This is a genomic window from Metamycoplasma faucium (assembly GCF_045160055.1).
GTDB classification, from domain to species: Bacteria; Bacillota_I; Bacilli_A; order Mycoplasmatales; family Metamycoplasmataceae; genus Metamycoplasma; species Metamycoplasma faucium.
In genome coordinates, this window is sequence record NZ_CP088155.1 from 558,998 (window position 1) to 580,877 (window position 21,880).

The window sequence follows — 21,880 nt, forward strand, 5'->3', positions numbered from 1 at the left end:
CATTCCTTACATCAATATTTTTCTTTCGAAATCTTCTAAATTAATATATTCTATTTCTTTTTCTTCTTTTGTATTAAGATATTTAACTTTTATATAATTTTTAGGCATATTTAGTTCTTTAAAAATTAAATATTTAGGTTTTAAATCATATTGTTTCTTAAATAATTGTTTAATGGTTATCTTTTCGTTTATTAAATTAACTTTATATTTAGTTCTTAAATCATAAGCAATTTTTACAATCTTTTCTTTTTCATTATCATTTAAATATGCAATTAATATATCTAAATTATCAATTAATTCTGGGTATAAATGAATTTGACTTGAAACTATTTCAATAAGGCGATCAACACCAAATGCAAATCCGATCGAGTCTTTATTAGGGCCGCCAAATTCTTTAATCATTCCATCATATCTGCCACCCGCTAAAATAGTAGATTTAGCACCTAATGCTTCTGAATTTGAAACAAATTCAAAAACTATATCATTATAATAATCAAGACCTCTAACTAAAAAATTATTTATTTTATATTTAATCTTAAATTTATCCAAAAGTTTTAATAATTCATTAAAATTAACTTTTTCTTCATTTGATAAATAATCTCATAAAATTGGTGCTTTCTTGACAAAATCTTTTTCACCATCAACTTTATCATCAAAAATTCTTAAAACATTTTTATCTAATCTTTCTTGTGATAAGACTGATAATTCATCTTTATATTTAGCAAAATATTTTTTTAAATCCAAAATATATTTATTTCTACTATCAAATGAACCTAGATTATTTATTTCAATAATAAAATCATTAATCTTTAGTTTGGTTAAAAAATCATATGCAAGTTTAATAATTTCAAAATTAGCAAGAGAAGATTTTGGGGCGATTAATTCAACTCCTCCTTGATAAAATTGACGATATCTACCTTTTTGTGGGCGTTCATATCTAAACATTGGGCCAAAATAGTACAATTTAGCATCACCATCAAAATTGTTTATTTTATTTTGAACATATGCTCTAATTGTTGAAGCAGTAGCTTCAGGTCGCAATGCAATTAATTGCTGATTATTATCTTTAAATATATACATTTCCTTATTAACAATGTCACTAGTTTCGCCAGCTGAACGAATAAATAAATTTGCATCTTCTATAATTGGAGTTTCAATAAATTTATAATTGTAATTTTCAGTAAATGAAAAAAAGACATTTTTAATATAATTAAAAATATCTGCTGTTTTACCAAAAATGTCTCTTGTGCCTTTTAATTTGTTAAACATTAATATTCCTTATTATTAATTATATTGAATATTCATTAATTCCGATGAATGATTGTTCTTCAACTGAAGATCTTGATGCTCAATATCCTATTGCAATACGTTTTTGTTTTAATTTGTATTTTAAAACTACTATTGATCTTCAAATGTTTGGAATTAAGAAAATATTAATAAATGGAAGCATAATTAAGGCATAAGAAATACTATATACAAATGAACTATTCAATGAATTCATCAAGTATAGTGTTAATGGAATAAAGATAATTCATGTAGTTAAATTAGTTAATTGTCTTGATAATATTTGAATTATGTTAATTCTAAATATTTCACTAATTTTTGCTTTATCAAATATGTAATTTTTAGTATTAACGTCTTTTGTAAATTCAAATTTAATTTTTGATGAATTTATAATTGAATCATTTATTATAAACATAGTTGAAAGAATTAATGAATCTAATAAATTAGTACTAATTTTTGCTTTTGTTATTAAGATTAGTGAAAGTGTAAATATAATAGCAAAAAGAGATTTTAAAAATAAAATGATTCCTGAAATAAGTGAATATCTTAATGTCATATATGCAGCAATAATTAATAATGAAGCAAAAATAATAATTGATATTGTTAAAATGTCAGAAGTTAAACTTATTGGTTGAATTTTTGATGAATTAAGTATCATCTTTTGTAAAACAGGATTTAAATTCTTAAGTTGTTCTAATGAAGATAAAATATCATTTTGTGACTTAAGCAATAATCCATAGCTTTCTCTATATGGTTCATTAGAATATAAAACTGAATTAGCATTAAATTTGCCAAGTTTACCACTATGTGAATTTAAAAACTTAATTACTTCATTTATTTCATTTTTATTGAAATAATTACCTTCCTTAGGAGAAAACAAATAAGTATATCCGCCCTTAAATTCAGAAGAAAGGTTTAATCCGTTTTTTCATGATTGATTAATACCTGCATATATAAAATACATAACAAAGGCAAGAACAATAAGCGAAGCAAAACCAATTGAAAAATATTTTGATTTTGAAATTAAATCTGTTTTATATATTTTTTGACTATATTTTCCATTCCATAGAACTAAATGATAATTTTTATCAAATGATTCAGTTTTTGCCCAATTTCGCATAATTAAATATTGCATAATGACTGCAATTGCAAAATTTATAACAATTGATGTAAATAAAATTATTCCAATCGGAGTACTATAAAGAGTATTTAAATATATTGCAAAGATAGAGAGGACAATTATTGAAAATATACTATCTAGAGACGGAATTAAAGCAGTCTTAATAATTTTAGAGATGGCTTTAGTAGTATTAGCTCCATCTTGAATTTCTTTCTTAAATGAATCTAAAAGGTTGTGAATTAATTCAAATGCAAGAACAAATGAAACAATTATAGTTAAAGCAATGATTGGACTTATAAATATATTTAACGCAGCTATTATTGTTAATAATATAAACAAGAAAAATGCTAAAGTTATGATTGAAACTAAACCATATAGTCTATATCTAACAATGAGGAATACTGAAAACAAAGCATATAAAATTGAAAGAACTATTAAATATCTATTAACATTAGAAAAATTAGTTGTTTCATAGTATGAATATTCTAGCGAAAGCTCAAAAGGTGCCATTGAATAATTAATTGCAGCAGCAAGTTCAGCATCAGTATATCCTGCTTTATTTTCATTAAAAATATTAATATATGAATTTACTGCAGAATTTTGAGGAACCATTGCAAGTGGGTGAGTTGAACTAATTAAATATTTTGCAGCACTTTCTTTTAAATAAGGATTTATTTTACTTTTCTTTACATTTTTATCGTTTTTGTTATTAGTTTTACCGTTTTTATCTTTAGTTTTTTCTTCCTCAGGGGCAGTTCTTCCATCTGCAAATGCTGATTTTACAGGATTACCATTATATTTTTTATATGTTTCAGGATCATTTTCTTTAAGTCAATTTATATATTCTTTTAAATTGGTTCAAATATAGGCAGAAGATGGACCAATTCCATGTCTTGTATATCTATAATATGCTTCATTTCCATATTTAATATATTCTTTTCAGCCATTTTCAGTGAATTTTAAACCAACTCTTCTTGAATAACCTTGAGAATTATATGAAAATGCTGGATTTTCTTCCAATTCAGGCATAAAATCAGCTGGATCACCTTCCAGAAAATCTTTCAATCTTTTACGATTTGGATCATATCAAGACTGAAATTTACCTTTATAGAAAACAGGGTCGCCGTTTTCATATGTAAAGGTTAAATAAGGTTTTTTTGTTAAAGAATTAATTAATCGATTTTTTTGCACATCATTTTTGCTAGTATAATCTGTTAAAGATATTTGATTTTTACCAGTAATACTCAAATCATATGTAGATAATAAGTTTTTGTTTTGCAAATATGCTTTAGTTTTACGTAAAACTTCTTTATCGCTTAATGTTTTTTTATTGGTTAAATTATCATTTGTGGACTTAGAAATTTTAAGTGTTGATTTAATACTCTTGATATTTGAATCTGTATTGGTTGATAATTTAGGTTTTAAATAAAAAATAGAACCAAAAATAATTGCAATTAGCATTGCAATCATTAAAAATATATTGATAAATCATCTAAATTTTGTGCTAATGATTCTTGTTTTTTTCATAGTTCATGAAATTATAATATATTTATTTTATTTTTTAGTTAAATATTGAACCCCATTATTAGTTATTTTTCTACCTCGTGGCGATTTCTCAATTAACTTATAATAAAGTAATGTTGGTTCTATCTCATTTATGATTGTATAGCGGTCGTCTTTTACTATATTAGACAAAGCATCTAATGAAGCATATGAATCATTAAAAGTTTCATGTAAAGCATTTAAATATTCAATTTGAGAATGTAAAAGACCAAACTTATATATTCCAATAAAATTAAATGCTTTTTTAACAATTGAGCTATTGATTTTTGTACTTTTTTCATAGAGCGCAAAATCATAAACTCTTTTTAATAGATTGTTAGCAATTCTTGGTGTTTGCCGAGAATGACTTGCAATTTCTTTAATTGATTTTTCATCAATTTCAATTGAGTTTCGAATTGCTGAATTTCTAACAATTTGTTCGATTTCAGAATTATTATAATTTGCTAATTTACCAATAAATCCAAAACGATCTTTTAATGGTTTGGATACTTGATTAAATTTAGTTGTTGCACCAATTAACGAAAACTTATTAAGTTTCATTCGCATAATTCGTTTATCACCATCAACTCCAATAGCAACATCAACAACACCATCTTCCAAAGCTGAATATAATAATTCTTCAATGTTTTTATTTATTCCATGTATTTCATCAATAAATACAATATCGTTATCTTTAAATGAAGAAAGTAATGTTAATAAATCACTTTTTCTTTCTAATAAAGGACCTTGCACATAAATTATGTTTCGCTTTGTTTCTAATGCAATTATTTTAGCAAGAGAAGTTTTTCCTAATCCTGGTGGTCCATAAAATAATATATGGTCAATAGGTTGATGGAGCTCATTTGCACCAGCTATCATAACTTTTAATGTTTCTTTTATCTTTTCTTGACCAATAAAATCACTAAATGATTTAACTCTAAACTCTGATTTCATGTTGATTTTGGCTTATTAACTTTATTGCATCTTCAACACATTGTTCAATGTTTTCAGTTATTTTTATTTTTTCAAGTGCATATTTAATTTGTTGTGTTTTAAACCCAAGCATTTTCATTGTTTCTTCAAATTGATTGTTATATGAATTTGAAACTTTATTTTTAGCTTTTCAATCTTCACCATTAACTAATTTTTCAACAAACTTAGCATACTTAGATTGATAATTGCTTACTATGTTGTTTGCGACGCGACTTGAAACATAATTAATTTTTTCCAATTCATCTTTATTACCATCAGCAATTAAATTAATTATTTTTTCTCATCCTTCATTTAAAATGCTTATTGCTGTTTTTGGACCCAATCCTTGTAATGAAATTAAATCTTCAAACAAAACAAGTTCTTTAAAGTTTTCAAATCCATAGGTTGTTTTTGAATATTCATTTTCTATGCTTGAAATAAAAACTTTTCTTACTTCATCTTTTTTAAATCTTTCAATGTTAGGAACATAAATTAGTTCACCGTTCCCATTGTGATCTAAAATAAGATAGTTTGTGTTAACGTGCATAATTTTGCCGTATTTGTATATTGTCATTTTTTCTCCTTACAATTTTCATTCTAATATAAAGAAAACAAGAAAAATTAAAATTGGTAAAAATTTGTGAAAACTAAGGGTAAGTTTTATCAAAAAAGTACAAAAATGCAAATTAAATGAGTAAAATTAAAACTTATTTATATAATAAGATATATGAAAAAAATTGAAGTAAATATTGAGATTTCTAAAAATTCAAATATTAAATATGAATATGATAGAAAATCAAACAAAATTAAAGTAGATAGAATTTTAAGAGGAGATTTTAAATACCCTACAAATTATGGATATATTAAAGAAGCACTTGATTGAGACGGCGATGAACTTGATGTTTTAGTTTATTCATCTGAATCTTTTTTACCAGGAACTTCTTTAGATGTAAGAATAATAGGTGCTATGAAAATGATTGATTCAGGAGAAACTGATACAAAATTAATCGGAGTGCACGCTGATGATTATCGTTTGGACAATATTAATTCTTTAAAAGATGTTGACAAAATGTGACTTCAAAATGTAAAGAACTTTTTTACAACTTATAAAAACTTTAAAGGTGAAGGAATTACTAAAGTTACCGGTTTTGAAGATATTAACTGAGCGGAAAATGAATATAATGAATGTTGCCATTTAATGGAAAAATATGGTCAAATGGATAAAGATAAATTTATTGAAAAAATGAAAAAAGAACATCCCGAAAAATATATCTAATTATTTTGATGAAAAAATGCAAAAATTTGCATTTTTTTATATATTTAAGGCGCTTAAATATATAATTTTTTTGCGCGAAAAAATCTATAAAAAAACTATTTTTTTTATACTAAAATAATTAATAAAGGGATAAATTTAAATAGAAAAAACATAGAAAAGGATATAAAAAAATGGATTTCAAAGAAAAGTTTAATACAGTAATGAAATATTTTCAAGTAATAACACTTATTAAAAAATTTAAAGAAAGCAACCTTAAAAAATCATTCAACGCTAAAGAAAACAAATATATTAAAAATAATCCTAAAATCATCGAATTACAAAATACATTTTTGAAAATGAAACACTTATTAACAAATTCATTTATCAAAATATTATCAGATGAACATAGGATTATTTTTAATAATGATTTTTTAAATATAGATAAAGATCGAAAATGATATTTGAAATTTTTTTCAAAATCAACTTACTATAGAAAACTAGAAGGATTATTAAATTTAATATTAGCAATTCTTATATAATGAAACTTTTAATTTTTTTTATTTATATATAAATAACAATATTTTTTAGTTTCATTTTTTACAAAACCTTGTAAAAAGCATATTTAATTAATTTTGTCTAATTATTAAAATTAGGCAACAATTAAATAAACTTTTTTACGAGGAAAGATGACATTATTACAAAACAATTTTACAAATAACCAAAATGTTCAAACTATTACTCAAACATTAAAAAATACATTTCATCATTTGAAATATGGACCTGATTTCAAAAAATATGATAACACTATGGAATATCCGTTATTCTTTCGAACTAATAATGAAAGACTTAATGATAAACCTATTTATATAAAAATCAAACGAAATTTCAATGACGAATATGCTACTTTAACATTTAAAATACATAACGATTTAGTTAAACAAAATTTTAGAGTATGAGCAATGAATGAATTTTTGGATATTAAAAATGTTAAAGAAATTGAAAATGGTTATTATCAATATGAAATATATCAAACCAATAGTGGTAAGAAATTGCTATTTGATAAGCTTGATCGTTTAATTTCATTTTCCGGAAATTATAAACGAGTACATAATACTCTTTTTGGAATTGATTTAAGAAATATGAATATAAATACTGATGTTTTAAATACATCGTCAAATACAACAACATTTAAATATAGTTATATTTATGAAATAAATTATAAAATTACTGGTTCATCATTATTTAACCAAACCTTTGAAAACGATAAAGATTCATCAATTTTCATTTATGAGATTACAGGTAATATTTGATATCCTAAGTTTAGAGAAGAATTTAAAAAACTTCTTGAACTCAAATATCGAAACATTTCACCAAAACAAAAACAAATATTACCAATGAACAATGTATTAAAAAATTTATTTTCTTTCACAAATTCATACCTTTCTTTAAATTCCTATTTTTCAGACAATATGTTATATAAGATAAATCTTAAAAAAACTGATTATGAATGAACTCAAAGTTATAATTTAGATTCAAAATATAAATATGACAAGATTAGTAAACAATTTATTATAAGTAATGACAATGATTCAAGATTTAATTATTATTTTCCTTTAGATTTTATTGGTAAATATTCATATTCTCTAGATTTCAAAAATTGATTTGAAAAAGATAAAAAAACTCGTTTTGAATATAATGGGGAAATTTCTCAAAAGATTTTTGATCCATTACATGGAGTAGTCAAATTAAAAATTAATCAAAGCAACTTAAATAATAGCAATATTGAAAATATGATTAATAATTGAAAATACCATGCTTTGTAATGTTTATTTAACAAAATGTATAGGAGAACTTATGAAAAACAATAGTTTTATTGCATATTTAAATAAAGTTAAACTTTCATTTAAAGAAAAATTAAAAAAATGTGGACAAATATTAGGTAATACGGATGTATTAAATGATTCCATTATTGAATAAACTACCAAAAACCCCAGATAGGCCCCCAATTAGATATAACATAAAAACCGAATATATAACCGAAGAATTAAATAATACATTTGAATCTTATGTTTATCGAGGAAGACCTACAAGCGGTTCTTGAAATAATCCAAGTTGAAATGGAATATTAAAAACAAACAATCAAGCCATTGAAAATAATCCAATTTATATCAAAATCATACGTAATTTGGTAGATAATTCTGCAACAATAATTTTTAGAGTAAGCAAAAAATCATTAATTGAAAATTTTAAAATATTAGTTAATAATAAGGAAGTAGATATTAGCAATAGAAAAGAAATTGGTAACGATTATTATGAATATCAAATTTTTAAATATAATGACGGTGCAAAAATTGATTTTACAAGAATTAATGATTTAGTTGCATATACTGCACGATTAGGTAGATGAAAAATGATGCCTTTTGGAATTCATTTAAAAAATATGAATATTCAACGAAAAACTTTTCAGAAAGGCGATGCATCCACACCAAATAGAATTGAATATAAATATATACATGAAATAAACTATAAAATAACTAAATCTAATCTTTCGGGTCAATCATTTGAAGAAGATAAATATTCTTCAATATCATACCTAAAAATTGATGGCTATATTTATTCTAAAATTAAACAAAATGAAGGCAATAATTTATTAGCTAAATTATATTATTCAAATATAATGCCAAAAGAAAATAAAAAATTACCAATGAATGAAAAATTGCTTAAAGGTTTTTATTTGGAAAAATATAAATATGATTTAAGCGGAGTTGAAAATGATATGAAAAATAAATATGATCAAAAAATAGTTAAAAATTATGATTTTTGAGAAGTTACTTACTCAGACAATCAAAGTTATTCTTACAATAAAACAACAAGATCATTTATTGAAGATGAAAATGGCAAGATTAATGGATATATATTGCCTTTGAATTTTTCTGGATATTTTAGTAGAAGATTCATTTTTAAGAATTTATTTGATAATACCTCTACAATATTACACTCATCAGATAAATATTCGCAACCATTTTTTGATAAATATAATGGATTAATCAAACTTAGATTTGATAAAAAACAAGTTGATTGAAATACTTTAGAAAAAAATACTTCTATATGAACATATAAATAAGAACTCATGCACTTATTCTATTAAGTGTATAAATTTAACAAAAAGTGCAACACTGTGAATTAATTTTATAGGTTGCATTTTAATTAAAAAAGTTTATTTTATTTGGATTAATTAAAAGGCAAAAAAACAGTTACAGAAAAAAATTTTAAAAAGAAGGAAAAATATTATGAAAAACACAAATAATTCATTAGAAATAACTAATTTTAAAAAAGCTTATTATGATTCTTTATTATTTCTTAGAAAATTATTAGTTGATAAAAATTATGATCTAATTCATAAATTAATTGAGAACAAAGATAAAAGATATAACATATCATATCATTGAAATTTTTATGAAGAAGCGGTTAAGAAAGGCACTGAAAGAGAATTTAATAAAAGAGAAACAAAAAGAAATCAAGTTTTACTTTGAGAAATTAATTATTTGTTAACATTAAGAGATCTAGAAATTGAAGAATTCAAAAAAGAACAATTGAAAAAAATGCAAATCGAAAAACAAAAAGATAGTGAAAAAGTAATAAATTAATTTTTTCTAATTTTACAAATAAAATAAAACTCCCAACTTAATTGTGAGTTAAATTTTGCATTAATTAATAATAAAATAAGATAATTTTTAATTTATAAAAATAAACTTTGTTACGAAATTAAAACATTCCTGGTTTCATTTGTAATTTACCATCTGCCATATCCTTCATTTGTTTTGCCATACGTTCAAAATCAGTTAATAGCATATTATATTCATGTGCACTTCTACCTGAACCTTTTAAAATTCTTGCTTTGCGTTCTGCATTTTTAAGAAGTTTAGGTAATTTTTTTTCTTGTTCAGTCATTGAATTAATTAAGATTGTATAAATTCTAAATTTATTTTCAGCTTCTTCAATTTTTGTATCATCAATTTTATTTGCAAGGCCTGGAATCATTCTTAATATTGCTTTCATCTTACCCATTTTTTTAATTTGTTCCAAACTATTCATTAAATCAGTTAGATCAAATTTTCCAGTTAACATTTTATAACCAATTTTTTTAACTAGTTTTTCGTCAACTTCTTCTGATGCTTTTTCAATAAGAGACATAACATCTCCCATACCCAAAATTCTATCAGCCATTCGGTCTGAATGGAATAACTCTAAATTGGAGGTTTTTTCTCCTACACCAATAAATACAATCGGAACTTGTAATAAGTATGAAATACTTAAAGCAGCGCCTCCTCTTGCATCACTATCAAGTTTAGTAATAATACTTCCATCTAATTCTAAATTTTCATTAAATGTTTTTGCAACATTAATTACATCTTGTCCACTCATTGCATCAACAACTAAAAAAATATAATCTGGGTGAACGTGCTTTTTAATTTGCTTTAATTCATCCATTAGTTTATCATCAATTGATAAACGACCAGCAGTATCAATAATAACAAAATCATTTTTATTGTTATATGCAACATCAAACGATTTTTTAGCTATCTTAATTGCATCATTTTCATCTAAAGTGAAATAATCAGTTTGAATTTGTTTAGCTAATTGTTTTAATTGTTCACGAGCAGCAGGACGATATACATCGGCAGCAACTAATAAAGGATTTTGGCAGATCTTTTTTCTTTTTAAGAAAGTTGATAATTTTGCAGCGGTTGTAGTCTTACCGGAACCTTGAAGTCCAATGAGCATAATTGAAGTTGGAACTTTTTTTAGTTTAACTTCACATTTTTTTTGACCTAAAATTTTAACAAGTTCATCTTTAAAAATTTTTAAAAATGTTTCTTGTTGATTTAGTTTACCAATAATTTTACTTTCTAATACCTTTTCTTTAACTTCTTTTGTAAAAGCTCTAACAATTTCTAAATTAACGTCTGCTTCAAGCAAAGACATTTTAACATCTCTTAAAACTTCGACAATATCTTCTTCAGATATGGACATTTTCTTATTTATTTTGTCCATTGATTTTTGCATTCTTTTTTGGATAAAATCTAACATAATATATCTATTATAAATTATTATTTAGATAAATACACGATAAAATGTGGTAAAATATATAAATTATTTTTCCGATTTTATTTATATGCTTGAGGTGAAAAAGTGACAGAAAAAAATATTCAAGAAATAATAAATCATTTAAAGACATCTGGTTTCGTTTATCAAAATTCTGAAATATATGGTGGTATTACTAATACTTGAGATTATGGTCCCTATGCTATTAATATGCTTAATGCAATTAAAAAATATTGAATTTCTGAATTTGTTAGAAAAGAAAAAAATTATTTGATTGATTCAAAAATAATTATGAATAGCAACGTTTGAAAGGCAAGTGGACATTTAGATAATTTTTCAGATTATTTAATTGAAAACAAAATAAATAACAAACGTTATCGTGCTGACCACATCATTAAAGATTTATTTCCACAAATAAATATTGAAAAATTAAATTATTCAGAACTTGAAAAATTAATTAAAGAAAAAGTTAATGAATATGATGGTTCTAAATGCAATTGAGGTGAAATTAGACCATTTAATTTAATGTTTAAAACATGGATGGGAGCTATTGAAAATGATTCTTCAAAAACATATTTGCGCCCTGAAACTGCACAAGGTATATTTGTTAATTTTAAAAATGTACAAAGAACTACACGCGCTAAATTGCCTTTTGGAATTGGGCAAATTGGTAAAAGTTTTCGAAACGAAATAACACCACGTGATTTTATTTTTAGAACTCGTGAATTCGAACAAATGGAACTTGAATTTTTTTGTTTAGAAAATGATGCAAATAAATACTATAAATATTGAATTGAAAAATGCAAAAATTTTGTTCAATTTCTAGGTATAAACGAAAAAAATATTCGTATCCGTCCTCATGAAAAAGAAGAATTAAGTCATTATTCAAAAGGTACTAGTGATATTGAATATTTATTTCCTTTCGGATGAGGGGAACTTTTAGGAATTGCTAACCGTGGTGATTATGATCTTAAACAACATATGAAATATTCAAATGAGTCACTTGAATATTTAGATGATGAAGGTAAAAAAATAATTCCTTATGTAATTGAACCGTCAATCGGATTAGATCGTTTACTTTTTGCTTTATTAATCGATTCTTATGATGTTGAATCTTTACCGAATAATGATTCACGAATTGTAATGCATTTAGATTATAAAATTGCTCCAATTCAAGTTGTTATTTTGCCACTAATGAAAAAATTGTCAGAAAAAGCTAAAGAAATATATGACAGTATACTAAAAAACACTGAAATAAGGGTTTTATATGATGAAACTGGCTCAATTGGCAAAAGATATCGTCGTTATGATGCTATCGGTGCTAATTTTGCAATAACAATTGATTTTGATACAATTGAGAAAAATATAGTTACAGTTCGTAATCGTGATAATATGCTTCAAAAAACAATTAAAGTTGATGAAATAATTAATTATCTAAATGATGCATATAAAACAAAATAAGGAAATAAATGAGTCAAGAAAATATTTGAGATATTGTTTTAAGCAAAACAGATATTATTAATATAATTTCAGAATATGTTTCATTAAGTAAACAAGGTAAAAACTTTAAGGCATGTTGTCCATTTCATGGTGAAAAAACACCTTCTTTTATAGTTAGTCCTGATAAACAAATATTTAAATGCTTTGGATGTGACAAAAGTGGAAATGCTTTAAAATTTTTAGAACTATATAAAAATATATCTTCGCTTGAAGCTTTAAAATTATTAGCTCAAAAAGCTAATATAGACATTAGTGCATATTTAAATAGTCACAAAAATAATCATAAAAATCAAGAAGAAATTAAAATTATTGATGTTCTTTCTGATGCAAATAAATTTTTTCAATATCAACTATTAACATCAAATAATTTAGAATTGAAAAACTTTTTAAACAAAAGAAATGTTGATAGAAAAATAATAAAAGATTTTGAAATAGGATATGCTCCTAAAAATATAAGTATTTTTCAATACTTAAAAGATCGCAAACATAATGATTATGAAATTAATTCTTCATCTCTAATTAGTCAAAATATACCTGAAGCAAATTTTTTTAATGATCGCTTAACATTTCCAATTAAGGATAAAGATGGAAATGTTGTTGGCTTTTCGGCAAGAATAATGAATAGTAATGACTCTAACAATGTCAAATATCTAAATAGTTATGAAACAACCGTTTTTAAAAAAAATGAAATATTATTTAACTATTATAATTGCAAAGAAATTATTAATAAAACTAGAGAAGTTTATATTGTTGAAGGGCAATTTGACGCTATTGCTTTACACAAAATTAATTTTAAAAATGTAGTTGCAACAATGGGGACTACATTAAGTATCAAACATTTAAATTTATTAAAAAATTTAAAGCTAAATCTTTTTTTTGATAATGATGAAGCAGGTAAAAAAGCAACACTTAAAAATTTAAAGAGCATTTTATATTTTAAAAATAATTTAAATTTAAATGTTTCCTTTATTATCAATAATTTGAATAAAGATGCTGACGAAATTTTTAATTTAGATAATGGACAAATGCTAACTAAACTAGTTAATAATAAACTAGATTTATCTGAATGATTAATTAGTGAATTTCTTGACAAAAATAATTTTAAAAGTTTGAGTAATGATAAAAAAATAAATATTTTAAAATCAATGTTTGAATATGCATACTATCTTGATTCATTAATGTTCCAAATGTTTAAATCTAAGATTATTAGTGAAAAATACGTTGATGAAAATTTATTTGCAAGTCTTGAAAAAGAATATTTAAAACCAAATTTTCCTTCAGATCAAAATTTTCAAGTATACATAAAATCAAATAACAATAATAGTATTGTTTTTAACACAAGTAATAATTATCAAAATTATAATTATGATTTGAATAACTTTAATATTGATGAAATTTCCGATGAAAACATTATTCCAAATTTAAATTTTAAAAAAAAGAAAAAGAAAATAATTTTTGGACGTGGATTAGATATTAGTTTAATTCTTAAATCGATTTTAACTCAACCTTCATACCTAGATGATTGAAATAAAAGTGCTTTTGCTTATTTTAATTGTGATGGTGATAATCAATTAATTAAAGAATTAATAAACTATGTAATAAAACATAAAGGTAAAAATCCAGAAGAAATTAAAGAAATAATATTAACTGATAAAAATTTAAATCAAGTTAAAATTGAAACATATTTAAATATATTAGAATATATAAAATCAATAGACATTTCATTAACAAAAGAACAATTTAATGACAAAGTGTCAAAATTAAATAATGAAAAAACTTCAAATATGTCAAAAAAAATTTTAAAAATAAAAAATTAAGGATTAAAAATGACTACAAAAGAAAATGTAAAAAAAGCATCAACAAAACCTTCGAATAAAAAAATTAAAACTACAAAACAAGAAAAAAATGATTCACTTAATACAATTATTGAATTAATCAAACAAGAATCAGCAAAGAAAAAAAATAAAATATTTTCACAAGAAGAAATTTATAAATTTTTAGATAAAAAGAAAGTATTTATTGATGATGAAAATGCTGATGAAATTTTCAATAAATTGTTTGATTTAAAATTATTAAGTAACAATGTTGATTTTGGAGATGATGATGATATTTCTGAAACTGATTTTTTTGATACAATCAAAAAATCTAAAAAAATCAAGGGTACTAAAGAAAATAAATCAAGCGATAATTTTTATGATGATGACGAAGAAGAAAATGTTGATGAGGAAGAATTTGATGAATCAAAACTTAAAGAATTAGAAAATGAAACCGATGATGAAGATATTGACATAGAAGAAGAATTTGATGATAGTTTGCAAAAACCATCAGAAATGGATGATGATCTTGATGAAGATTTAACAAATAGCGAAAGTGATGAATATGTATCAAAAATGGGAATTGATGAAGAAGATGATTTTGATGCCGAATCTTTATTGCGAGACTATGATACATTTGAAATTAAATTAGATGATAATGAACTTTCTTTAAAAACAGATAAACTAACTAACAAACTGACTGAAACAAATGATATCGTTAAATGATATATGCGTTGAATTGGTAAATATGGAAAATTATTAACACCCAAAGAAGAAAGAGAATTAGCTGTAAAAATGGAAGATGCTCAAAAAGCTAATAACTATTATAAATTTAAACGAGCTAGAGATATGTTAGTTAAAAGAAACCTTCGTTTAGTAATTAATAATGCTAAAAGATATAAAAATCGTGGTTTAAGTTTTATTGACTTAATTTCCGAAGGAAATTCCGGAATAATGAAAGCTGTTTCTAAATATGATTACCATAAAGGTTTTAAATTTTCAACGTATGCAACATGATGAATTAGACAAGCTATAACTCGTGCAGTTGCTGACCAAGCAAGAACAATTAGGGTACCGGTCCATATGGTAGAAACTATTAATAAAATCCTAAAAATTGAAAGAGAATTACAACAAGAATTCGGACGTCCACCAAGTGATGAAGAAATAGCACAGAAATATGGAAACGAATTTACAGCAGCTAAAGTTAGATATATTCGTAAAATAAACATTGATCCAATTAGCCTTGACAAAAATATTGGAAAAGAAGAAAATTCAAGTTTTTCTGACTTTGTTAAAGATGAATCAGTTATGAGCCCAACTGATTATGCTTCAAATGAAGAATTAGCAGCAATTTTAAATGAAATGATTGAAGATACATTAGATGAAGCTGATAAAGAACTAATTAGAAAAAGATATGGTTTCGGAAAGGATCCTAATGGTAATTCCTATAAACCTCATACTTTAGATGAATTAGCAAAAGAATATGGAAAAACTAAAGAAAAAATTCGTCAAATGGAAACTAAGATCATTAGAAAATTAAAACATCCTCAAAAACGTAAGAAATTAAAACAATTTTTCTTGCACAATGCTTATGATTTAGATTAAAAGACCAAAAAACAAAACTCTAAAAGTAAACTAGGACAAATTAATTAGACTCAATTTATTTGTTTTGTATATGCCTCTCATAATTCATGAGGGGTTTTTAAATTGAATTTCTTAATAAATCTTTCATTATTATATCAATTAATAAATTGGTCAATTTTTTCTCTTAACTCATCAAATGTTAATGTTTTAACTTTTTGTTGAAAAATAGGAAAAATTTCAGTTTTTAATATCGAAAAGAAATATTCAATTTCTCTGTTATCCAAAGAATTTCCAACTCTTGACATTGAAATAATTCCATTATGTTTTTTCATAAAATTTAGATAATCATGTGAAGAATACTGATATCCATGATCTGAATGAATTATAAAATTAGACGGAAATTTTGTTGATGAAATATGTTTCATTACAAGAAAAACATCATTGTTTTTTGATAAATTTCAACTTACAATTTTTTTGGTCTTGTGATGAATTAATACTGATAGATAAACATGATTTTCTCTCACATCTTTTGGTGAAGGAATGTATGACACATCAGTAGCATAAATATCATTATTTTTTCCATCATAATCTCGATTAGCGATGTTTAAAAATTTTACATTTGTATTCTTTACTTCACGTTTTCTTTTTGCTTGTCTTATTGAACAATGCAAGCTAAGTTTTTGCATATATCTACCTAAAGTGCGTGCATTTATTGAAATATTATTATTTTTCTTTAGAAAAATAGATAGTCTTTCTCTTCCAAATCTACCTTTATTTGTATTAAAAGCTTTAACTATTTCCATTTCATATTTAATTTTTTGTGTTTTGCTATTGCTTTTATTTTTCAATCTATAGTAAAAGGTGGATTTTTTTATACCTAATACATTCATTATTCCAGCGTTTGTTAATTTATTTGAAATTGTCTTTTTAATTTTCTTTACAACTTCGTCCAAATTTTTACTTTTATATTTATCAAGTATTATTTCATAATAAACGTTTAGTATTAATTTTTTAAGATCTTCTTTACTTAATTTACTCAATGCTTCATCTTGCAATTTTTCTCTTAATTCATCATCCTTTTTATTCTTTTTTCTTCTACCAACGTTTTTGCCTTTTTTAGGAGCTTTCCCGGTCTGTGATTCTATATTCATACCTAAATTATAATTATTAAATTTGGTTTTAATCAAATGTAAAGCATTCTTTCAATAATTGATATTTTTCTTTGTTATTCGAATGTATTTAGACATAAATTCTTTTTTTGTTATGTCATAGTTAATATATAGTTCGTATAAATTAAAAACTTTTAATCATTCATTTTTCTTTAAGTGTCTACCCATTAAATCCCTCTTTTCTTAAAAATGATAAAAAACTCATAACGTCAATTATGAGTCTAATTTTTTTGTCCAAGTTTAAAGAAGTTTTGTTTTTTTATTAAATAAAATTAAAAATTGGTTTTAAAAAATATATCTTAAAAAATCTTTAAACAAAACTTTTTGTTCAGGAAATTGCAAAATATATGACTTGATTAAATTTAAAATTAAAGAAATAACAGTCATTGGCCCAACTCCACCAGGAACTGGAGTTATATATGATGCTTTTTCACTAAAACTTAAAAAATCTAAATCACCTGAAATTTTGTTGTTATTATTACGATGTATTCCAACATCAACTAGTACAACACCTTCTTTAACATTTGAAGGTAAAATTGGATTTATGCATCCTGTGGCAACTATAACAACGTTTGAATTGTCAATACCTTCTTTTGGTGTAGATTTATCATATTTTCTGACAACATTATTAAAATTTGATAAATATTTTGATAAAGGTTTACCAACTATATTTGATTGTCCGATAATTGATATATCGTTATTTTTATAATCAATATTATAAAAATCTAATAACAATAAAATTCCTTTAGCGGTTGCTGGCAAAAAATTATTTTCACTTTCATAATTGGAATTAATGTTATATAACGAAAGTCCATCGATATCTTTATTGATTGAAATTAAGTCTAATAAGTTTTGAATTTCTTTTGAAGAAATATTTTTACTTATCATTGGTAGTTGAATTATTAGTCCTGTAACCAAATTTAAATTATTTAATATTGCATTTTTAATTTCTTCATAAGATGCATTCTCAGGTAATTTTATTAATTTTGTTTTGATACCAATTTCATTGGCAACATTAATTTTATGTTTAATATATATATTTGATTCTTCAAGATTGCCAACTTGAATTATTCCTAATGTTATATCAACATTATAAAAACAATCTGACTTAAATAATTCGTTTAAATCAGATTTTAATTGATTAGAAAATTCTTTTCCACTCAATAGTTTATACATTAATTTTTCCTAAAACTTCCATCTCTACTTTGGACCACAATTCCAGTAGTATCATTTAATTGTTTAGCATATTTGATAGCTTCTTCTTGAGTTCTAAAAGTTTTAATTGCACGTTTTGCATTAGCATTTTTTACTGCTCATCCATATTCATGATTAACTATATATCTTACAGGCATATTAGATTCCTTATTTATATTAATATTTATTAAAATTATATTAAAAAAATCCTTTAAACAAATAATTTAAGCAAAATATGGCATTAACAACAATATTCATTAATTATTTAATAAATTCTTTCTTTAGAATACCAATAAAAGGTAGTTGTCTAAGTTTTTCTTTATAATCAAAACCAAAACCGACAACAAATTCATTTTCAATTAAAAATCCATATTTATCAGGTTCAAAAGCAATTTGTCTACCGGATGGTTTATTTAATAAAGTGATAACTTTTAAAGATTTTGGATTTCTTGATTTTAATAAATCAATAACTTTATGCATTGTTTTACCCGTATCAACAATATCTTCAACAATTAAAACATCTTTGTTCATAATGTCATTAGCAAGGTCTAAAATAACTTTAACTGAACCTGAGGTTCTTAAGTCGCCATTATATGAGCTTACAGTCATAAAATCTATTATAAAATCAATATCTATATCTTTAATTAATTGAGCCATAAAAGGAAATGATCCTTTTAAAAGGCCTATAACAATTAAATTATTATTATTTTTATAAGTTTGATTAACTCATGTAGCAAGTTCTTTAATTTTACTTTCTAAAGTTTTTTGATCAAAAATAATTTTTTCAATATATTTATTTATTAGTTGCTTCATTTTCTTTTGTTCTCACTTCATTATCAATTATATTAATTGCTTCTAAAAACACTTCTTCTTCAGTTTTATTATTAGTATCAATAATGTAATATTTTAATTTAAATCGTTTAGCAATTTCTTTAAAAATTTTGAAATAATTTTCATGCAAGTTTTTAAAATATTCGTAATTTTCAGAAAAATTATTTATTTCGCTCTCTCTTCCTCTTTGAAAGATACGTTTTTTAAATGTATCAAAAGAAATATCTAAAAATATTGAAAAATTAGGTAGTTCAGATTTAGTAATTAATTTAGCAAACAATGCATCATATGCTTTCAAATATTTTCTTTCTTTTTTAGATAATATTAATTTAGCAAATATATAATGTTCAACTGAAAAACGATCTAGAAAAATGTGATCTCTAATTTCATCTAATTTCATGCTTTCAAATTTAGTTAATATTTCAGCAAATTTTGATGAATGATTTTCAACTATATATGATTGAAAACCAATTGTTAAATTAGGTTTATTTTCATATAATCATTTTAAAAAAGTATTAAACACTTCATCATCTTCTTCGAACTCGTGAAGCATCATTGACGTTTTATAATATTTATGTAATTTTTCAGAAAGAGAACTCTTTCCAGCTGCTATCATTCCACTTATACCTATAATCATTATTTCTCCATTTAATTAAATTTGTATTACTTATAATACCATAAAAAAACGTATAAATATATATAATTAAGTTACTTAACATATAAATATTAAAAGGAAAATTATGAATTACAAAAATAAATATATTCCATTATTGTTTGCCCCAACGCTTTTAACACCATTATTTGCAATGTCATGTATATGACATAGTAATGATAATAAAATGAAGATTACTAAAGAAAGATATAATTTTTATAATCTAACTAATCAATATAATATAAAACAAAAAGAAGTTAACTTATATTTTAAAAAAGGCGAAAACGTACCTTATGTTTCAATAGCAGAAATGATTAAATCATTAGATGGCTTTTTAAATGCCGATAAGATTAGTTACTATGAAAATTGATTTAGTAATTCAAGAACATATTTCCAAGGCGGAAATAAAATGACTGTTGACTGGAAAAAGAATAAAATATCTGTTAATAGTCTTGATTTTTTTAGCTTTACAAAACGTAGTTCAACAACTAATTATTCAAGTCATTTAAAATATCTACAATATAATGCAATAAAAGCAAAAGGCCATAAACCAACTACACAATTTGATTTAGATAAATATAACTTAGATATTCTAAATTATTACAATAAAACTTTAGTTCCCTTGCCAGTGTTTAACACTTTATTTTGTAGTCAAAATTATTACAACTTATATTTCAATGGACAAAATTTATATGGTGCATATTTTGGACTAAACGATAATCAAAATGGTATTGATTTAATCAAAAAAGGAGGTTTTGAAAATAAACCTCAAAATACAATCGATAGAAAAACTACACTAAACCATTTACTTTGAACTTTAGACCATTTTTATGGTTTAAAACCACAAAAAGGAATAGATGAATTTAAGAAATATTTATCAGATGAAGATATAAGAAAAATTTTATCAACCGATGTTAAAGATAATAATTCTGCCTATTCGAAATTATTTTATCAAAAACTTAATGATTTACACACTTGAATGTCAATGCTATCATTCTACAATGATGGTGATACAAAAGTTAATTCTCTAAATACTGATAGTGAAAACGAAAAATCATATAATAATATTAGAGAAAAATTATTAGAATTAAGAAGAAATAGATTTGGATATAATGAAGTTCCACCAGTTAGATTTATAAATAATACTGCAATAATTAGTTTTGATCAATTCAAAACAGGAACTAAGGAAGAAATTTCAAGTCCTGATGCTTATAAACATGATACATATGAATTTATGAAATATGTAATGAAAGAAATCAAAAAAAGAGGTAAAACAATCAAAAATATTGTTATGGATCTTTCGTTAAATGGCGGGGGTTCTGTTGCAGCAATGATGCGAGCATTAGGCTTTTTAACTAACCGTCAAATTGAAACATATGATTATGATACATTAGAAAAAATGATTTATGAAACAGTTTATAAAGTCGATACTAATGGCGATGGAAAATATAATTTAGCAGATGGATATCCAGAATATAAATGACATGTTTTAACAGGGAGAAATACATTTAGTGCTGCAAATTCTTTTGCTGCAATAGCTAGAGAAATGGGGATTGCCAAAATAATCGGCCAACATTCAGGTGGCGGAGAATGCAGTATTATGCCTAATGTTTTAGCAGATGGAACTTCTTTTGTTATGTCTTCTAATAATGCATCACGTATTAAAAATAAATATCTATTAAGCCAATATCGTTATCAATCTATTGAAGGTGGTATTGATCCTAATACTTGATTTGATTATGATAAATTTTATGACGATAGTGAAATCGATAAATTAGTTAATAGATAATGTCTTAATTTTATTAAGTTAAAAAAGAAAAACTCGTAATTAAATACGAGTTTTTTAGTTAATTATTT

The 21,880-nt window shown here is 23.7% G+C and carries 20 protein-coding genes; 10 read left to right on the forward strand and 10 right to left on the reverse strand.

Going from position 1 to position 21,880, the window contains the following annotated elements:
- Positions 1 to 6: 6 nt before the first annotated feature.
- The 4 genes from hisS to ruvA are packed head-to-tail and all read right to left on the reverse strand — an operon-like array spanning position 7 to position 5,492.
- Positions 7 to 1,269, reverse strand: a complete 1,263-nt coding sequence (hisS, locus tag LQ356_RS02685) for a histidine--tRNA ligase (protein ID WP_405311330.1) — start codon at positions 1,267 to 1,269, stop codon at positions 7 to 9.
- A 19-nt stretch (positions 1,270 to 1,288) separates the two neighbouring features.
- Positions 1,289 to 3,931 carry a protein translocase subunit SecDF gene (gene secDF / locus LQ356_RS02690; RefSeq protein WP_405311331.1) on the reverse strand — a complete coding sequence of 881 codons (2,643 nt, stop codon included), beginning with the start codon at positions 3,929 to 3,931 and terminating at the stop codon, positions 1,289 to 1,291.
- Positions 3,932 to 3,958: 27 nt separating this feature from the next.
- The gene (ruvB, locus tag LQ356_RS02695) at positions 3,959 to 4,900 is read right to left on the reverse strand and encodes a Holliday junction branch migration DNA helicase RuvB (RefSeq protein WP_405311333.1); all 942 of its coding nucleotides are present in this window, start codon (positions 4,898 to 4,900) and stop codon (positions 3,959 to 3,961) included.
- A complete protein-coding gene (ruvA, locus tag LQ356_RS02700; RefSeq protein ID WP_405311335.1) occupies positions 4,884 to 5,492 on the reverse strand; it encodes a Holliday junction branch migration protein RuvA in 609 nt (202 codons plus the stop codon). Before ruvA ends, ruvB begins: the two co-directional genes overlap by 17 nt.
- 153 nt (positions 5,493 to 5,645) lie before the next feature.
- Between ruvA and LQ356_RS02705 the strand changes: the two genes are divergently transcribed.
- The 6 genes from LQ356_RS02705 to LQ356_RS02730 all read left to right on the forward strand — a co-directional run bounded on the left by LQ356_RS02705 (position 5,646) and on the right by LQ356_RS02730 (position 9,820).
- Positions 5,646 to 6,194, forward strand: coding sequence for an inorganic diphosphatase (locus LQ356_RS02705; RefSeq protein ID WP_405311337.1), 549 nt, complete (start codon positions 5,646 to 5,648; stop codon positions 6,192 to 6,194).
- Positions 6,195 to 6,364: 170 nt separating this feature from the next.
- Positions 6,365 to 6,712: an MG284/MPN403 family protein gene (locus LQ356_RS02710; protein WP_405311339.1), complete on the forward strand. Its 348-nt coding sequence runs from the start codon at positions 6,365 to 6,367 to the stop codon at positions 6,710 to 6,712.
- A gap of 147 nt (positions 6,713 to 6,859) precedes the next feature.
- Entirely contained in the window at positions 6,860 to 7,996 is a 1,137-nt protein-coding gene (locus tag LQ356_RS02715) for an MHO_1580 family protein (protein WP_405311340.1), read from the forward strand.
- Between the two features lie 31 nt (positions 7,997 to 8,027).
- Positions 8,028 to 8,150 (forward strand): hypothetical protein, encoded by a 123-nt coding sequence (locus LQ356_RS02720; protein WP_405311341.1) that lies wholly within the window; start codon positions 8,028 to 8,030, stop codon positions 8,148 to 8,150.
- Positions 8,143 to 9,297: an MHO_1580 family protein gene (locus LQ356_RS02725; RefSeq protein WP_405311343.1), complete on the forward strand. Its 1,155-nt coding sequence runs from the start codon at positions 8,143 to 8,145 to the stop codon at positions 9,295 to 9,297. The genes LQ356_RS02720 and LQ356_RS02725 overlap by 8 nt, the downstream gene beginning before the upstream one ends.
- A 166-nt stretch (positions 9,298 to 9,463) precedes the next feature.
- On the forward strand, positions 9,464 to 9,820 hold the full coding sequence (locus LQ356_RS02730) for a hypothetical protein (RefSeq protein WP_405311345.1): 357 nt from the start codon (positions 9,464 to 9,466) through the stop codon (positions 9,818 to 9,820).
- A 118-nt stretch (positions 9,821 to 9,938) separates the two neighbouring features.
- Here LQ356_RS02730 and ffh read toward each other — a convergent pair whose 3' ends face one another.
- A complete protein-coding gene (gene ffh / locus LQ356_RS02735) occupies positions 9,939 to 11,264 on the reverse strand; it encodes a signal recognition particle protein (protein WP_405311347.1) in 1,326 nt (441 codons plus the stop codon).
- 102 nt (positions 11,265 to 11,366) lie between these two features.
- Between ffh and LQ356_RS02740 the strand changes: the two genes are divergently transcribed.
- From LQ356_RS02740 to LQ356_RS02750, 3 genes are read left to right on the forward strand one after another with little or no spacing between them, the layout of a single operon-like run.
- Positions 11,367 to 12,740 carry a glycine--tRNA ligase gene (locus LQ356_RS02740; protein ID WP_405311349.1) on the forward strand — a complete coding sequence of 458 codons (1,374 nt, stop codon included), beginning with the start codon at positions 11,367 to 11,369 and terminating at the stop codon, positions 12,738 to 12,740.
- An 8-nt stretch (positions 12,741 to 12,748) separates the two neighbouring features.
- A complete protein-coding gene (gene dnaG / locus LQ356_RS02745) occupies positions 12,749 to 14,596 on the forward strand; it encodes a DNA primase (protein WP_405311351.1) in 1,848 nt (615 codons plus the stop codon).
- Between the two features lie 9 nt (positions 14,597 to 14,605).
- Entirely contained in the window at positions 14,606 to 16,198 is a 1,593-nt protein-coding gene (locus tag LQ356_RS02750; protein WP_405311353.1) for an RNA polymerase sigma factor, read from the forward strand.
- A 44-nt stretch (positions 16,199 to 16,242) separates the two neighbouring features.
- On the opposite strand, the gene LQ356_RS02755 is transcribed toward LQ356_RS02750, so the two are convergent.
- The 5 genes from LQ356_RS02755 to LQ356_RS02775 form a co-directional block, all read right to left on the reverse strand.
- Positions 16,243 to 17,514 (reverse strand): IS3 family transposase, encoded by a 1,272-nt coding sequence (locus tag LQ356_RS02755; protein WP_405311355.1) that lies wholly within the window; start codon positions 17,512 to 17,514, stop codon positions 16,243 to 16,245.
- Between the two features lie 117 nt (positions 17,515 to 17,631).
- Entirely contained in the window at positions 17,632 to 18,522 is an 891-nt protein-coding gene (locus LQ356_RS02760) for a tetrahydrofolate dehydrogenase/cyclohydrolase catalytic domain-containing protein (protein ID WP_405311357.1), read from the reverse strand.
- Positions 18,522 to 18,698 (reverse strand): DUF2188 domain-containing protein, encoded by a 177-nt coding sequence (locus tag LQ356_RS02765; protein WP_405311358.1) that lies wholly within the window; start codon positions 18,696 to 18,698, stop codon positions 18,522 to 18,524. Before LQ356_RS02765 ends, LQ356_RS02760 begins: the two co-directional genes overlap by 1 nt.
- A 103-nt stretch (positions 18,699 to 18,801) precedes the next feature.
- Positions 18,802 to 19,374, reverse strand: coding sequence for a hypoxanthine phosphoribosyltransferase (gene hpt / locus LQ356_RS02770; RefSeq protein ID WP_405311359.1), 573 nt, complete (start codon positions 19,372 to 19,374; stop codon positions 18,802 to 18,804).
- The gene (locus tag LQ356_RS02775; protein ID WP_405311361.1) at positions 19,334 to 20,008 is read right to left on the reverse strand and encodes a deoxynucleoside kinase; all 675 of its coding nucleotides are present in this window, start codon (positions 20,006 to 20,008) and stop codon (positions 19,334 to 19,336) included. Before LQ356_RS02775 ends, hpt begins: the two co-directional genes overlap by 41 nt.
- A 103-nt stretch (positions 20,009 to 20,111) precedes the next feature.
- Here LQ356_RS02775 and LQ356_RS02780 point away from each other — a divergent pair, with 103 nt between their 5' ends.
- Positions 20,112 to 21,812 (forward strand): S41 family peptidase, encoded by a 1,701-nt coding sequence (locus LQ356_RS02780; RefSeq protein ID WP_405311363.1) that lies wholly within the window; start codon positions 20,112 to 20,114, stop codon positions 21,810 to 21,812.
- Positions 21,813 to 21,880: the final 68 nt, after the last annotated feature.